Origin of the sequence: Nonomuraea pusilla, from assembly GCF_900109355.1 — a bacterium.
Classification (GTDB): Bacteria; Actinomycetota; Actinomycetes; order Streptosporangiales; family Streptosporangiaceae; genus Nonomuraea; species Nonomuraea pusilla.
The window spans coordinates 84,100-98,456 of sequence record NZ_FOBF01000005.1 but is presented as its reverse complement, the minus strand read 5'-3'; the positions used below and the strand labels follow the sequence as shown (position 1 = coordinate 98,456).

Sequence of the window (14,357 nt, the reverse complement as noted above, 5' to 3'; positions counted from 1 at the left end):
CGAAACGGGTCAAGATCAGACGATGCGTGCCGGCATCTCGAAAAGCGGCCCGTCAATTCACGAGGGAGTAGAGCATGCTGCGACTCTTCCACGCGCTCGGTGACCGGATTTTATCGGCCTTCGTCCCGGAAATCACTGCTCAAGCCGCCTGCACGACCTGGAGGGAATTCTGCTACTGCAGCGGTAGCTATTCCGTTTACCGGTGGTGCGACCGCGGCTGCGACAGCACGGGGACCACCTGCGGCGGCTGCACCACGAAGGTGTACGACGGCCGCTGCTAGCTGACACGCGGGCGGAGGCGGCCGCCGGCCGGAGTCGGCGGCCGCCTCCACCTCAGAAAGGGCAGCCGTGATCCGGATGCCCGCAGTGCGACTCGGCGATCAGTGAGGCGTCTTCCGTGCAGGCCGTGATTGCAGTACTCCTGATGGGTTCCGGCGTGGCGGCCTTCGTCGCGGTGCTGCGCCGCAGGTTCATGCTGGCCACGGTCACGGGCTTCAGCATGGCGCCCACCCTGCTTCCCGGCGACCGTCTGCTGGTGCGCCGGGCACCCCTGTCGCGGCTGAGAGTGGGCGACATCGTGGTCGTCGTGCCGGACGCGCGGATGGCGGGCCCACGAGCGCGTACCGGCTACGTGATCAAGCGGTTGGCCGCGCTACCAGGGGATCTCGTGCCGGAGCGCGTACCGTCGCCATCGGACGCACAGGTTCCTCCGGGATGGATGGCGATCCTGGGAGACAACCCCGACGTCAGCCGTGACTCGCGGGACTACGGCCTGGTCGCGGAGAAGCGGCTCGTCGGCGTCGTCGTACGCGCCATCGCCACCTGAGCCCGGAATGGTTGTTCCGCCGGTCGCTGAAGGAGCCGGCGTTCTGCGACGAGGATGGCCAGCGATTTCGGCGGCAGCCGGATGGCGCCGTGTCACAGGATCTGGATGGCGACGACCTTCGGAGGACGGTTCGGGAAGGTGACGTCGTGCCAGCGTTCGATCTTCACCGAGTCGCCGTTGGCGTCGTAGTAGATCAGGTCGTTGTTGCCCGTGGAGATCCGGTCGACCCACCATCCGCCGAAGTCGGTCTTTCCGGCGTTGGCGTAACAGTCGACGCTCTGGCGGCCGTCGAGGTGCGACCAGATCTTCAGGAAGTTCTCGCCGCCGACGCATTGGACGTGGTCGATGGCGAAGGCGGTGCCGCCCGGGATGGCGACGGTGAAGGCGGCGACTGCGGCGAGCGCCACGGCGAGGGATCGGGCGTTCTTCTTGCTCTTCGAGATCACAGACTCTCCTTCTGGGGAGACCGGCGCGCACGGCCCCGGCTGTTGGTGACGTCGCGTCCTGACGGAACCGCCCCTTGCGCCTTTCCGTGACCCATCGGAGTGGCTCCGTAACTGAAAGTAACATCACTGCTTCTCCGGTCCAATACTCCGAGCGTGAACTGTTGAGCCGGAGCATCACTTGACCGTGCGCTCACGCGCGGCCGGCGAGCCGTCCCGCCGGTTGCCGGGCAGGCAGCCGAGACCGGCGGGCGCCGTGCGCGTTCGTTATTGGCGAGCCGGGTGCGAGTGGCGTGAGACGCCGTCGTCCAAGACCCTGGGCACATGAGCGACGACGTTCACTCGGGTCACCACTGGCGTTCCCTGTACGAGAGCATCCTCGCCCACGAGGGCGACGGGCTGACCGGCCTGCTGTTGCGGTGGCTGGAGGAGCATCCGGCACACGCGGCGGAGGTGCGGGACGCGGGCAGGCCGGAAAGTCACCTGATCCCCCTGGGGCTGTCTCATGAGGGGGGCTACAGCCCGCTGGCGCGTTTGTACGCCGTGAACCGCGTCCTCGACCTGCTCACCCTGACCTACCAGGATCCTCCGGACGATTCGGCGGCGACCCCGGACGAGGGCTACCCGCCGGCCGGCGTCTATCCCGCCTTCTGCGAGGCGCTGGGCGCGGATCGTATCGGCAGGCAGTCGTTCCACCCGTTCTTCCACGAGATCGTCGAGGTACGGCAGGCCGACGACCCCGACGAGCCCCCCTTCATCAACGAGGAACGCTGGCCCGGCTACCTGGTGGGCTCGATGCTGCTGAGACGGGCCGGGGTGGTCGTCACCGCCGGGGCGCGACACCTGGTGCGCGGGGTCGCCGACCGCTCCACTCTGTACTGGACCTTCTGGCGCCGGTCACGTCCCACCCATGACCTCTCGCACGGCTGGGGGCACAACTCGCAGTGGTCGACCGATTTCCGCCGGGACTACGTGGTCGGCGGCCAGTTGCACTACAACGTGGACCAGGCCCTGAACCCGGACGACAACGAATGGGGGGAGGACGAGGAGGGCCTCGACCCGGTGTCGATGACCGAGCTTGTCCGATACCGGTGCGGCACCGTCGTCGACCACGGGGACGACCTCTTCCCCTACGACGGTCACCATGTCGAGCCGGCCCTCCCGGACTGACTCGGCACATGGGCCTTCCTGCGCGGCAGGACGGCGCGGAATCGAGGAGGCGCCGGGGGGCAGCCAGACGGCGCACAGGTCGCAGTATCAACGCCTCGGCCCGGGGTTCGCCTCCAGCTCGTCGAGCGCCCGCGGCTGCCGTCCGCTCAGGGGCGCGGCTCCGCCCGGCTTGGTGGCGGTTTCCCGAAGACAGCGGCGGAAGCCTGTCATCCGGATGCGCCCGCCAGGTAGTAGTCATCGCCGAAGGCAACGAGCGGAGATGATGGATGGACGACGGGTTCGCCGAGTACGTGGCACACCGGCACCTACAGCTCTGCCGGATGGCATATCTCCTGACCCGGGACTGGGGCACGGCCGAGGATCTGGTGCAGACCGCGCTGGCGAAGGCGTGGCTTGCCTGGCGCCGGATCGAGGGGAACCCCGACCCCTACGTCTATCGGATCATCGTGAACACCCATGCGTCGTGGTGGCGCAGGCTCTGGCGCGGGGAGGTCCCGGCTGAGACGCTCCCCGAGACGGCTGATCCACGCGATCTGGCCGCTGAGGTGGGCGAGAGAGCCGCGCTGTGGAGCGCGATCGGCACACTTTCTCCTCGTCAGCGTGCGGTGATCGTTCTGCACTACTTCGAGGGGCTGACGCTCACCCAGGTCGCCGGCATCGTCGGTTGCTCGCTGGGAACTGTGAAGACCCAGCTCAGCCGGGCCCTCGCTCGCCTTCGGGTCGATCCGGACATTCAGGCCATGAACGTGGAAGGGGCCCAGCGATGAGGCACACCGAGAGCGACCTGCGCGCGCTTCTGACCGAGCATTCCCAGGAACGGGCCGGCCGCGAACCGTCCGCTCATCTCGGCGCGATCGTGCGCCGGGGCCGGCGCATGCGCCGTACCCGGCAGGCGGTGACGGCCGGGGCGGCGGCGGTCCTCGCGGTCGCCGCCGTCGGAGTGGGCAACGACCTGCTGACGGGAGCGCCCCGGGCGGACCGAGCGGCGGCAGCCCAGCCTCCTACGCACTCGGCTCAGGTCGAACCCGGACCGAAGCTCCCCGACAGCTTGCCCGTGAGGTTGGGAGCCGAGAAGAGCGACCTCTCCCTCATCCACTCGCAACGGTTCGAGACGATGGGCGTCGCGCGGACGGTGTCCTTCACTCCGACCAGCTCCTCCACCGGGTTCAAGGTGGTGTGCGACGATCCCCGGGCGTGGGTGGTCACAGTGCTGAGGCTCAGGGGCGGCGAGTCGGGAGGTGGGACCGCGCGGTGCGGGGAATCGGCAGGTGCACACCACGACCGGCTTTCGGCGCCCTCGGACTGGCTGAAGCGTCCGCAGTCCGTGCAGGTCTGGGTCTTTCCGCCGGACGCCCCGGTTCAGGAGGTCGCGAAAGGCGCGACGGGCTGTCCGAAGAAGGCGAAACAATGCGATGAAACAGCCCGGTTGCTGTGGCGCCCCGAAGTGCGCGAACGACTGTCAGCCAAGCTCGGTGAGCTGCCGGGCAGGTGGGCCGTCGGAGTCTACGACCGCCCGGCGGGCACCGGGTCCGGGCCGGGCGGTGAACCCTCTGCGGCGACCGGGTCTCCAGTGGACGGCGCCTCAGCGACACACCATTGACGACCAGGTCAGCCGGCCTTGGGCGGGCCAGGCGAACGCCACCGTTCATGCCGAGGATCTTCCCGATCTCGGAGTGGTCGGTGACATACGGGTGGCCGGGCTGTTCGAGCATCTCGTACGGTCCGGCCCCGAGCCTCGGTGACCACCGCGATCGGCTGTGGATCGTCGGTCAAGGGCGTACCGGGCGCTCGAAGAAGGTCTCCAGGACGACGATCGCCTGGGTGCCCGTCACTCCCTCGATGTCGTAGATCCGCCGCAGCACGTCCTGGAGCTGCTCGGTGGTCGCCGTACGTACCTTGACGAGCACCGACGCCTCCCCCGCGATCACGTGCGCCTCCGTGATCTCCGGGATCCCCGCGAAGGCGCCCCCGGACTCCCCCATCCACGCGTCGGCGCCGACCATCACGTACGCCAGCACCGGCCGGTCCAGCGCCACGGGATCGACCTCGACCGTGGTCGCCCGGATGACCCCGCGTTCACGCAGTTTGCGTGCCCGTTCGTGCACCGCACCGGCGGAAAGCCCGACCGCCCGCCCCAGCGCCGCGTAGGACTGCGCGGCGTCGCGCTGCAGTTCGGCCACGAGCGCGCGATCGACCTCGTCCAACTGAATCCTGTCTGGCACAATGCGAATACTACCGAAGGAGGTTCAGCCATGGAGCGTTTCCGGGCCGAGTTCGAGGTGCTCGACGAGCGTTTCGGTTACGACGGGGGCGACGAGTACGTGGAGGTGCTCCACCGCGGCAGCCGCAAGACCGAAGGCCCCGTCTACTTCCCCGCGGGGCGCTACCTGGTCTGGAGCGACATCCCCAACGACCGGCTGCTGCGCTGGGACGAGACCACCGGCGCCGTCGGCGTGTTCCGCACCCCGTCGGGCAACGCCAACGGCAACACCATCGACCTCGAAGGCCGGCTGATCACCTGCGAGCAGGGCGCCAGGCGGGTCACCAGGACCGAGCACGACGGCACCGTCACCGTCCTCGCGGACCGCTACCAGGGCAAGCGCCTCAACAGCCCCAACGACGTGGTGGTCCGTTCTGACGGCACCATCTGGTTCACCGACCCGCGCTACGGCATCACCGGCTACTACGAGGGCAGCCCGGCCGAGAGCGAGATCGGCGGCGACCACGTCTACCGCCTCGACCCCGCCTCCGGGGAGCTGTCGATCGTGGCCGACGACTTCGTCCGGCCGAACGGCCTGGCCTTCTCGCCGGACGAGTCGCTGCTGTACGTCGTGGACACCCGCAAGCGGCACATGAGGGTGTTCGAGGTGACCGCGGAAGGGACCCTGGCGGGCGGCAAGGTCTTCGCCGAGGCCTGGTTCGACGGGATCCGGCTCGACTCCTACGGCCGGGTGTGGGCAGCGGCCATGGACGGCCTCCACTGCTACGACCCCGACGGCACGCTGATCGCCCGCCTCCGCCTGCCCGATTCGGCCTCGAACCTCACCTTCGGCGGCCCCAAGCGCAACAACCTGTTCATCACGGGCTCGGCCGGCGACCTGTACTCCATCCGGGTGACCTTCGCCGGGGCCAGGTGAACCACCACCCCGAGGAAGCGCCCGGCGGGGACGAGAGCCGGACGGTCAGGGCAGGTCGTAGACCGTGACGGGAATGCCGCGCTCGGACACCCGCTTGAGCACGAGCGGTTCGACGCGCTCCCAGGAGCCGCCCGCGAGACCGGTGCCGATCCGAGGCATGTGGACGCTCGCGTGGAGGTTCAGAGCTTCGTCGCCCAGAGCGGACAGGCAACGGTCCAGGGCGTCGTAGCGGATGGGCGGGCCTTCCTCGGTGGGCCGGGTGCCGTGCTGGCCGATCATGTTGGCGACCCAGAGTTCGGGCTCGACCTGCACCAGCCGGACTGCGCCGAGCTGGAAGCCCTGACCGGAGCGGTGCCAGGCCCGGTAGCGGGCTTCAGGCTGTGGCCAGCGACGGGAGAGGGCCTGGACGAAGCCCTTGCCCCAGCCGCCCGCGTCGTTGCAGACGTGGCAGATGACCTTCGGCCCCTGGCCATGGGGGCGGGTCGCGTCGCCGGTCACATAGGAGATCACGGTGTGGACGGTACGCCGGAGCCCCGACATTCGGAGCGCCCGCGGTTCGAAGCTTTGCGGGCAGCATGCCCGGTGTGCGGGGACGCCGCGCTCCGGCGTCCCTCGCGTCACGGGTCAGCAGGGGTGGCCGGGCTGATGCCGTTCACTCAGAACGCCTGGGCCAGGCAGGCCAGGGCGACGGCCATCACGATCACGGCGACCACCGACGCTCTCACGGATCCGGGTATGCGCACCACGATGCCCCTCCAGGTTTCACAGGCAGTACCGCACGAGCCATTCGTCCGCGTCGTAGGCCCGCTGTGCGGGGTCCGGCGCGGTGGCTGCGCGCTCTTCGACCGTGTCTTCGAGCCGGATCCGCTCGGGCAGCCGGCCGAAGCGGGCACGCCGCGCGGTCTCGGCGGCGTCGGGCGCCGGCCGCATCTCAGGCGGCTTTCGCATTGATGGTGACCGGGATGTTGCCACTGATCGCCTTGGAGTAGGGGCAGATCTGGTGGGCCGCGGCGCCGAGCTCGTCGGCCGTCTGCTGGTCCACGCCTCCGAGTTCCAGGTTGAGGACGGCGCTGAGGCCGAACTCGCCGTCGTCGCCGTGGTGCAGGGTCACCTCGGCCGTGATGGCCGTGCTCTTCAGCGTGACCTTGCGCTCGGCCGCCGCCCTTCGGACGGCGCCGAGGAAGCATGCGCCCCAGCCCGCGGCGAACAGCTGCTCGGGGTTGGTGGCCCCACCCGCCCCGCCGAGCTGCTGGGGGATGGCGAGCCTGGTGTCGAGGAGGCCGTCGTCGGCTTGGGCCCGGCCTCCGTTGCGGCCCTCTCCGGTGACGGTGACGATCCCGGTGTAGCTGACAGACATGACTTTTCCCTTCAGAGCCGGTGGCGGAAGACCGGCGACGCGATTAGCGTCACCGGTTCAACTGGTGACGATATTGGCATGCAGAAGCGTCACCCGTCAAGCCGGTGACGAATGGGGTTCATGGCAGCCGAACGTGGCCGCCCTGCCAGCGGGCGCGCAACCACCGATCGTGGCTGGCGATCACGATCGCGCCGGGCCCGTCGGCGCTCAGGGCCTCTTCCAGCTCGTCGGAGAGGCGAGGCGAAAGGTGGTTGGTGGGCTCGTCGAGCAGGAGTACCTCGGGGGGGGTCGGCCACCAGCAGCGCCAGTGCGAGCCGGCGGCGCTGACCGACGGACAGCTCCCCCACTCGCAGGTCCACGTCGCGGGAGCCGATCAGGCCGAGCGAGCTCAACGGCACGGACTCGGCGCGCTCCGGACCGAGCGCCCGCTCGTACGTCTCCCGCACCGTCCGGTCCGGCCGCTCGAAGACGGTGTCCTGGGCCAGCAGCTCGACGGTCAGGCCGGGCCGCCGCCGCACCTCACCCTCCGCGTCCAGCAGCCCGGCCAGCACGGCCAGGAGCGTCGACTTGCCCGCGCCGTTGGGCCCGGTGACCAGCAGCCGCTCCCCGCGCCGTACGTCGAGCCGGTCGATCGAGAGCCGCCCCGGCACCCGCACGCCCCGCAGTGACAGCAAGGTGTCGTCGTGGAGCCCGCGGGATTCGGCGACGTTCGCGTCGGCGCGGGCCGGCTCCACAGCGCGGGCCGGCTCCGCGGACCGGGCCGGCTCCGCGGCGTCGGCGGCCAGGGGGCGCGGGTTGAAGCGGAGCGGGGGCGGTGGGGCGGGAACCTGCTCGCGTTCCAGCTGGGCGAGCCGACGGGCGGCGTTGCGCACCCGCCGCGCGATCTGGTGCTGCACCCGGCCTCCCGCGTGCCCGTACCCCATCTTCTCGCTGTCGCGCTTCAGCCCGCCCCCCGCCACCTGCCGGGCCGTCACGGCGACGGCCGCCCGCAGCTCGCCAAGCTCCGCCTGCTCCTCCGCGTGCCGGCGCTCCCAGCGCTCTCGCTCGGCGCGCTTCTCGGCCAGGTACGCACCGTACCTGCCCCCGTACCGAACGGGCCCGTCCACAGCCGGGTCGAGATCGATCAGGTCGGTGCAGACCGCGTCCAGGAACGCCCGGTCGTGGCTGGCCACGACCACGACACCGGTCATGCCGCGCAGCTGCTCCTCCACGAACTCGGCGGCGTCGTCGTCCAGGTGGTTGGTGGGCTCGTCGAGCAGCAGCGCCGCGGGCCGCCTGATGAGCAGCGCCGCCAGGGCCAGCCGCCCGCGCTGCCCTCCCGAAAGCGACGCGAGCGTACGGGAGTGCGGCACACCGCCGAGGCCGAGCCGGTCGAGGACGATGCCGGCGCGCCGGTCGGCGTCCCAGGACTCGCGCTCCTGAGCCTGCTCCAGCCGCACCCCGTACTCGCGGAGCAGAGCGGCGTCGTCCGGAGCGGCGGCGAGCGCGCGGGCGAGCCGATCCAGCTCGTCCAGGTCCGCGCGCGCCTCGCGCAGGGCGTCGTCGAGCACGTCGGCGATGGCGGCCCGGCTGTCGAAGGGCATCTCCTGGTGGAGGAAGCCGAGATCGGCGGGGCGTACGACGGTCCCGGAGTCGGGCTGCTCCACCCCGGCCAGCAGCCGCAGGAGCGTGGTCTTGCCGGCGCCGTTCTCGCCGATCAGGCCGATCCTGTCGCCGGGCGCGGCGGTGAGCGAGACGCCGTCGAGCACGCGCCGCGCGCCCAGCGTCCGCACGAGATCACGGGCGAGCAGTGCGTCACTCACCGGCGGGCCCCCCGGTTTCCGTGAGACCGCCCGCGGTGAAGGACAGGCAGGTGAAGACGGGTGTGTCGTCAGGCCAGGAGAAGGACCGGCCAGAACGAAGGATGAACGCATCGGACATGCGACAGACCTCGGTACGAAACCCGGGCGCGCGAATGGGGCCCGGCAAGGGAACAGGACTGGGGAACGACGACGAGGGCCTCATCGGCGGCGGTCATTGCGCGCCTGCCGGGGCCGGTCGATCTCCGGTATCACCCGGAGATGTCGTCGTCACCTGCCACTTGTGTCTCCTGACGTCCGAACACGAGTGTCTATCACCGTAGCAGCCGCCGGGCTCAGAGCGCTCCGGCTGTCTGCGCCTCCTTCTTGCGAGCCCGATAGGCAGCCGCCTTGATCTTGTTGCCGCACGACTCCATGCCGCACCACTCCCGGCGCCCGCCCCGCGACCGGTCGATGAAGATCTTCGTGCACTCGGGGTTGGCGCACTCCTTCATCAGCGGCACCTCTGGCCCGCTGAGCAGTTCGACGGCATGCCGGGCCACCGTGGACAGCGCCTGCGCGGGCGTCGCCTCCACCCACCGCCCCTCAGCCGTGAGCTGCGGCGCCGCCGGCGGCTTGCGCGCCGTCTCGTTCACCAGTGCGAGCGCCGCACCGTCGTACCCGTCACCGGCGAGCCGGGCGGTGACCAGGGCGTAGATGGCCTCCCGCACCGCCACCGCCTGGACGAGATCCGCTTCCTGGCAGGGAGAGAGGACGTCGACGATGCCGGACTCCACGTACCACGCTTCGAGCCGGTCCGGGGCATCGAGCGTCTCGAAGCGCTCGGTGCGCCGCGCGCGGAGCGTGCAGGCGAGGTCGAGCGCGGGATTGCCGCACAGGAAAACGTGCTTCACATCACCAGTTTGAGGGGTGACTCTCGATGGCGCAACCGTCGTCACCATTCCGGCGGGTGACGACGAGGGGTCCTGGTGATCCGTGTCGGCCCGGAGGATCCTGTCGTGGATCTCCCGCAGCCGCGGTCCCGGGCCGACGCCCAGCTCCTTGGCCAGCAGGGCGTAGAGCGTCCTGTAGATCTCGAGCGCCTGCGCCCGCCTGCCACTGCGGTACAGGCCGAGGAGGTAGATCTCATACAACGGCTCGTCGAGCCGGTTCTGCTCGATGAGCAGGGGCACCTCGGCCACCACCTCGGCGTGTTGCTCCAGCTCCAGGCGGAGCTGGAGCAGTTCCTGGGTGGCGGTCAGCTTCAGTCGTTCCAGCCGGACCCGCTCACGTTCGGCGGCCTCCCCCGGGACACCGGCCAGCGCCGTGCCCGTCCAGAGGTCGAGCGCCTCCTCCAGGTGCTTGGCGGCCGCCGGGATGTTCCCGCTCGCACGTTCCTGCCGGGCGGTATCGAGCAGCGCGGCGAACTCGGTGGCGTCCAGCGCGAACAGCGACGGGTCCAGCATGTAGCCCCCGGACCAGGAGCTGATCGCCGGGCCTGGTCCTTGCTCGGACAGCAGCCGCCGGATCCGGGAGATGTAGGTCCGGATGACGGCTTCGCCGGTGGCCGGTGCCCGCGTCCCCCACACGCCGTCGATCAGGTCACCGGTCCGCACGAAGCTGCCGCTGTTGGCCAGCAGCACCATCAGGACGGCCTGTTGCTGCGGCGCGCCGAGACGCAGCCGCGTGTCGCCGCGTTGAAGGCCGGGCGGTCCCAGAACGGTGAACCTGTACGGAGCCGAGACCACGTTCGGCTGTCCCATCACGGTCTGGACGCTTTCCTTCGCGACTGCACGGCGGCCGACCCGTCACACGGGTTCGCGGTAGTACATCCCAGAAGGTAGGTTCGCCCGGTTCGCCGTCGCGAGCGTCACGTGACGCCGTACGTGTACGTCATCCGAGGGTGGACGGACGCGGCGTCAGTAGGGTCGGTCAGAGACGTGCCGAGACGGCTTCATGGCATCAGTGACGGGTCGCGCTACGCGAGAGGGCGGGGGAGCCTCGATGGCCGGGGTGAGCTTCGGACTGCTCGGCCCGATCAGGGTCTGGAGGAACGGGGAAGAGCTGGAGGTCGGGTCCCCGCGACAGCGGGGGATGCTCGCCCTGCTGCTGCTGAACGAGGGGCGTCAGGTCACGCTCGACGAGATCGTGAGCGCGCTGTGGGGCCGCGAGGCGCCGCCCAGCGCCGTCGGGAACGCCCGCACGTACGTCTCCCGCCTGCGCCGGGTGCTGACCGACGGCGGTGCCGCCGGGCTGGGCGCCGAGGCGGAGATCAGGTCGGCGGGCCGGGGCTACCAGCTGGTCGTGCACCCGGGCGCGGTCGACGTGACGGTGTTCCGGCAGACCACCGCCGCCGCCCGGGAGGCCCGCGAGCGAGGGGAGATCACGGAGGCCTCCCGGCTGCTGCGCGGCGCGCTGGCGCTGTGGCGCGGACCGGCGCTCGACGGCCTGAGCGGAGCCTTCTTCGAGGGCCGCCGCGCCTGGCTTGAGCAGCTGCGCGCGTCAGCCATGGAGGAGCGCTGGGCTGTCGACATCGAGCAGGGCGACTGCGGTGAGGCGATCGCCGAGCTGACGCTCGCGACGTCGGCGGAGCCCTATCGCGAGCGGTTGTGGGAACTGCTGATGTGGGCCCTCGACCGCGACGGCCGCCGCGGGGAGGCCCTGGCGGCCTACCGCCTGATCGCCCGGTTGCTGGACGACGATCTGGGCCTGGGGCCCGGCCCCGGCCTGCGGAGGATGTACGCCCGGATCAGGACGGCGGCCGACGCCTCGCTCGTCTGAGACATCCGGAACGGCACGCCGCCCCGTCACGGGGAGGACCTGTCCTCGAACGTCTTGAGCATCCGCGCGAGATCGGCCCGGGAGCTCACCCCCAGCTTGGGGAAGATCCGGTGCAGGTGGGTGCCGACGGTGCGGTGAGAAAGGTACAGCCGTTGCCCGATCTCCCGGTTCGTCAGCCCCTCGGCGGCCAGCTGCGCGATGTTCAGCTCGTGCGGGGTGAGCTTCTCCCGCGCGTCGGGGGCCCGGTTCGGGCTCGACTCCCCCGCGCTGCGCAGCTCCCTTCGTGCGCGCTCACCCCATGCGGCCATGCCGAGCGCGTCGAAGGTCTCCCTGGCCGTGCGGAGGTGCGTCCGGGATTCCGCGGCCCGGCGCCGCCGTCGCAACCATTCGCCGAACGCCAGCTGGAGGCGTCCTCGTTCGGCGGGCCACCCGGTCAGGTCCGCCCTCAGCGCGACCGTGAAGAGCTCTTCTGCCTCCGTGTCCGGGGCGAGCACGGCGCGTGCGTAGCGCAGCCCGATGTGCAGCGCCGGCGAAGACGTCGAAGCGGCGTGCGGCTCCAGGTCGTGGACGATGTCCCGCATGGTGTCGGTCCGTCCGGCGCGTACGGCGGCGTCGGTGAGCTCCGCGAGGAAGTACGTACGCAGGGCCAGCTGGTAGGCGGGATCGGCGGGATCGAGCACCCGGTTCAGGGCGGCGAACGCGTCGGGAAAGCGCCCCTCGCTCAAGGCCGCGAGCCCGCGCGCGAGCTGGACGGTGGCCAGGACGGGCCGGGCGCCTGCGGGGAGTGCGACGCGCTCGGCCTCGTCGGCGAGCGCTCCGGCCTGCCCGTGGTCGCCCCTCAGCGCGGCGATCTCGGCCTGGACGGCCGTGGCCAGCCCGTACATGAACGGCTGGCCGGTCTCCTGAGCGAACCTGGCGGCCTCCGCCGCGACCGGCACGGCCGCGGCCAGGTCGCCGAGCCGGGCGCGGCTCCACGCCTGCACGGCCAGTGCCCTGGGCAGCAGCCCGAGCCGGCCCTGGGCCCGCAGGCCGGGCGCGGCCGCCGCCGAGAAGCGGGCGGCCAGGTCGAACGCCCCGACCTGCAGGGCGGCGCTGCCCAGGTAGCGATCGGTCTCCGGGTCGGCCCCGGCCACGCCGGCCAGTGCGCGCAGCCGTTCGAGCACGGTGCCACCTCGCTCGAACGGCGCGACGTACGCGGCGACCGCGACCATGCGTGGATCGTCGGCAGGAACGGGCAGCCGGTCGGCCACGTCCAGGAGCGAGCGGCGGGCGGACGGGCCCGGTTCGGACCAGAAGCAGCGCATGGCGGCGCCCAAGAGGATCCGGACAGCCAGCTCGACCTGCCCGTCGGCGGCTACCGACGCGGCCAGCCCGGCCAGCTCCGGCACGCGGGAGACGTCCTCGCGCACCCCGTCCTCGAAGCCGCTGAGCAACCAGGCGGCAGTGGCGCGCCGGGGCGGCGAGAGTTCGAGTGCCTGCGCTTCGCGCACTAGACGCTCGGCCGTGTCGCGGCGGCCGGATTCGACCGCGAGCTCGGCCGCTCTCAGCAGCCTGACCGCCTTGCGGTCCTGCCCATCACTCAGCCGGGCCGCCTGCTCCAGCGCCGCAACCGCCGCGGCCGCCCCTCCCCGGTGTCGAGCCCGGTCGGCCGCGCGGTCCAGGTCGGCCGCCACGCCCTCGTCGGCTCCGGCCGTCGCGGCGGCCCGGTGCCAGGCCCGCCGGTCCGGCTGGTCGCGTAGCGTCTCGGCGAGCGCCAGGTGGGCCCGCCGGTGCTCGGCGAGCGTCGAGGCCGCGGGGATGGCCGACCGCATCAGCGGGTGGCGGAACCGCACCGCGCCGACGCCGAGCTCGATCAACCGGACCTCGACGGCCGGTGCGAGGATCTCCAGCTCGGCCGCCGAACCCAGGACCAGCCCCGTGGCGGCGAGCGTTTCCGAGAGCGAATCGCTCTGGTTGAGCGCGGCGATCAGCAGGGCGGTGCGGGCCTGAGCCGGCAGCGTGGCGACCCGGGCGGTGAACGCGCGCTCAAGACGCTCGGTGAGCGGCGGCACCTGACCGAGCCCGGCGACACGGTCGGTCAGTGACGGCACCGGACCGGGCCCTCCCTGATCCGCGATGGCCGCCGGCAGCTCGGTCAGCCCCAGCGGGTTCCCGGCGGCCTCCTCCAGCAGCCACCCACGGACCGCTGGGGAGAGGTCAGGGGCGATCGAGTCCAGGAGCTCGGCGGCCACCTCGTCGGAGAGCCGGTCCACGGGCATCGGGGACAGCCCGGCGTCCAGCAGGGGCGAGCGCTCACCCTCCCGCAGGGTCGCGATCATGATGATGGGCTCGGATTCGATCCGCCGTGCCACGAAGGCGAGGACGTCGGCGCTGGCGCGGTCGAGCCAGTGCACGTCCTCGGCGACGACCAGCAGCGGCCGTACGGCGGACTCCTCGGCCAGCAGGGTCAGCGTGGCGAGGCCGACGAGGTAGGCGCTGGGTTCGGCCGCGTCGGCGAGGCCCAGCGCGCTCCGCAGGGCGCCGCGCTGCGGAGCCGGCAGCAGGTCCACGCCCGCCCGGACCGGGTACAGGAGCTGGTGCAACCCGGCGTAGGGGAGGTTCTGCTCGGACTCGACGGCGGTCGTCGCCAGCACCCGCAGTCCCGCGGCCGACGAAGCGGAAACGGCCTCGGCCACGAGCGCGGACTTCCCGATGCCGGCCTCTCCCCGGACGAGGACGCCACTGCGGTCACCGGGGTGGCCGATGAGCTCGGTCAGGGCCTTCAGCTCGGCTTCCCGTCCGAAAAGCGGCAACGCGGCACTCCTACCCTCGGTGTCCTCGGCTGTCTCCCCCAGTCGGGCGCGAGCCCTGCCGGGACCCTACCGA

General features: G+C 71.4%; 15 protein-coding genes. 7 read left to right on the top strand and 8 right to left on the bottom strand.

Translation table 11 applies throughout. The features are described from left to right. The first annotated feature begins 74 nt into the window (after positions 1-74). Complete coding sequence (locus tag BMX74_RS12205; RefSeq protein ID WP_055504389.1) at positions 75-281, top strand: hypothetical protein; 207 nt, start codon at positions 75-77, stop codon at positions 279-281. Positions 282-406: 125 nt separating this feature from the next. Further along, positions 407-826: a S26 family signal peptidase gene (locus BMX74_RS12200; RefSeq protein WP_218153941.1), complete on the top strand. Its 420-nt coding sequence runs from the start codon at positions 407-409 to the stop codon at positions 824-826. 92 nt (positions 827-918) lie between these two features. On the opposite strand, the gene BMX74_RS12195 is transcribed toward BMX74_RS12200, so the two are convergent. Then, positions 919-1,272 carry a beta/gamma crystallin domain-containing protein gene (locus BMX74_RS12195; RefSeq protein ID WP_055504387.1) on the bottom strand — a complete coding sequence of 118 codons (354 nt, stop codon included), beginning with the start codon at positions 1,270-1,272 and terminating at the stop codon, positions 919-921. A 321-nt stretch (positions 1,273-1,593) separates the two neighbouring features. Between BMX74_RS12195 and BMX74_RS12190 the strand changes: the two genes are divergently transcribed. From BMX74_RS12190 to BMX74_RS12180, 3 genes are all read left to right on the top strand, one after another. After that, positions 1,594-2,439 (top strand): hypothetical protein, encoded by an 846-nt coding sequence (locus BMX74_RS12190; RefSeq protein WP_055504386.1) that lies wholly within the window; start codon positions 1,594-1,596, stop codon positions 2,437-2,439. A gap of 266 nt (positions 2,440-2,705) precedes the next feature. Next, complete coding sequence (locus tag BMX74_RS12185) at positions 2,706-3,206, top strand: SigE family RNA polymerase sigma factor (RefSeq protein WP_055504385.1); 501 nt, start codon at positions 2,706-2,708, stop codon at positions 3,204-3,206. Beyond that, positions 3,203-4,039 (top strand): hypothetical protein, encoded by an 837-nt coding sequence (locus tag BMX74_RS12180; RefSeq protein ID WP_055504384.1) that lies wholly within the window; start codon positions 3,203-3,205, stop codon positions 4,037-4,039. The genes BMX74_RS12185 and BMX74_RS12180 overlap by 4 nt, the downstream gene beginning before the upstream one ends. Positions 4,040-4,208: 169 nt before the next feature. Here the strand turns inward: BMX74_RS12180 and BMX74_RS12175 are convergent, their stop codons facing one another. Next, positions 4,209-4,661 carry an Lrp/AsnC family transcriptional regulator gene (locus BMX74_RS12175; protein WP_256256906.1) on the bottom strand — a complete coding sequence of 151 codons (453 nt, stop codon included), beginning with the start codon at positions 4,659-4,661 and terminating at the stop codon, positions 4,209-4,211. Positions 4,662-4,691: 30 nt separating this feature from the next. Between BMX74_RS12175 and BMX74_RS12170 the strand changes: the two genes are divergently transcribed. Beyond that, positions 4,692-5,576, top strand: coding sequence for an SMP-30/gluconolactonase/LRE family protein (locus BMX74_RS12170; RefSeq protein WP_091100282.1), 885 nt, complete (start codon positions 4,692-4,694; stop codon positions 5,574-5,576). Positions 5,577-5,621: 45 nt separating this feature from the next. On the opposite strand, the gene BMX74_RS12165 is transcribed toward BMX74_RS12170, so the two are convergent. The 5 genes from BMX74_RS12165 to BMX74_RS44930 all read right to left on the bottom strand — a co-directional run bounded on the left by BMX74_RS12165 (position 5,622) and on the right by BMX74_RS44930 (position 10,474). Next, entirely contained in the window at positions 5,622-6,086 is a 465-nt protein-coding gene (locus tag BMX74_RS12165) for a macro domain-containing protein (RefSeq protein ID WP_256256905.1), read from the bottom strand. Positions 6,087-6,338: 252 nt separating this feature from the next. Continuing rightward, positions 6,339-6,524: a hypothetical protein gene (locus tag BMX74_RS12160; RefSeq protein ID WP_055504380.1), complete on the bottom strand. Its 186-nt coding sequence runs from the start codon at positions 6,522-6,524 to the stop codon at positions 6,339-6,341. Then, positions 6,508-6,933 carry an organic hydroperoxide resistance protein gene (locus BMX74_RS12155; RefSeq protein ID WP_055504379.1) on the bottom strand — a complete coding sequence of 142 codons (426 nt, stop codon included), beginning with the start codon at positions 6,931-6,933 and terminating at the stop codon, positions 6,508-6,510. The genes BMX74_RS12160 and BMX74_RS12155 overlap by 17 nt, the downstream gene beginning before the upstream one ends. A gap of 89 nt (positions 6,934-7,022) precedes the next feature. Then, positions 7,023-8,735, bottom strand: a complete 1,713-nt coding sequence (locus tag BMX74_RS12150; RefSeq protein WP_256256904.1) for an ATP-binding cassette domain-containing protein — start codon at positions 8,733-8,735, stop codon at positions 7,023-7,025. 332 nt (positions 8,736-9,067) lie between these two features. Then, positions 9,068-10,474 carry an AfsR/SARP family transcriptional regulator gene (locus BMX74_RS44930; protein ID WP_091100277.1) on the bottom strand — a complete coding sequence of 469 codons (1,407 nt, stop codon included), beginning with the start codon at positions 10,472-10,474 and terminating at the stop codon, positions 9,068-9,070. 241 nt (positions 10,475-10,715) lie between these two features. Between BMX74_RS44930 and BMX74_RS12140 the strand changes: the two genes are divergently transcribed. Next, the gene (locus tag BMX74_RS12140; protein WP_055504377.1) at positions 10,716-11,492 is read left to right on the top strand and encodes an AfsR/SARP family transcriptional regulator; all 777 of its coding nucleotides are present in this window, start codon (positions 10,716-10,718) and stop codon (positions 11,490-11,492) included. A 26-nt stretch (positions 11,493-11,518) separates the two neighbouring features. On the opposite strand, the gene BMX74_RS12135 is transcribed toward BMX74_RS12140, so the two are convergent. After that, positions 11,519-14,284, bottom strand: a complete 2,766-nt coding sequence (locus BMX74_RS12135) for an ATP-binding protein (protein WP_091100274.1) — start codon at positions 14,282-14,284, stop codon at positions 11,519-11,521. Positions 14,285-14,357: the final 73 nt, after the last annotated feature.

Coding starts and splice junctions, on each gene's coding strand:
- BMX74_RS12205 (WP_055504389.1), top strand. CDS start 75: ATGCTGCGACTCTTCCACGCGCTCGGTGACCGGATTTTATCGGCCTTC.
- BMX74_RS12190 (WP_055504386.1), top strand. CDS start 1,594: ATGAGCGACGACGTTCACTCGGGTCACCACTGGCGTTCCCTGTACGAG.
- BMX74_RS12185 (WP_055504385.1), top strand. CDS start 2,706: ATGGACGACGGGTTCGCCGAGTACGTGGCACACCGGCACCTACAGCTC.
- BMX74_RS12180 (WP_055504384.1), top strand. CDS start 3,203: ATGAGGCACACCGAGAGCGACCTGCGCGCGCTTCTGACCGAGCATTCC.
- BMX74_RS12170 (WP_091100282.1), top strand. CDS start 4,692: ATGGAGCGTTTCCGGGCCGAGTTCGAGGTGCTCGACGAGCGTTTCGGT.
- BMX74_RS12160 (WP_055504380.1), bottom strand. CDS start 6,524: ATGCGAAAGCCGCCTGAGATGCGGCCGGCGCCCGACGCCGCCGAGACC.
- BMX74_RS12155 (WP_055504379.1), bottom strand. CDS start 6,933: ATGTCTGTCAGCTACACCGGGATCGTCACCGTCACCGGAGAGGGCCGC.
- BMX74_RS44930 (WP_091100277.1), bottom strand. CDS start 10,474: ATGGGACAGCCGAACGTGGTCTCGGCTCCGTACAGGTTCACCGTTCTG.
- BMX74_RS12140 (WP_055504377.1), top strand. CDS start 10,716: ATGGCCGGGGTGAGCTTCGGACTGCTCGGCCCGATCAGGGTCTGGAGG.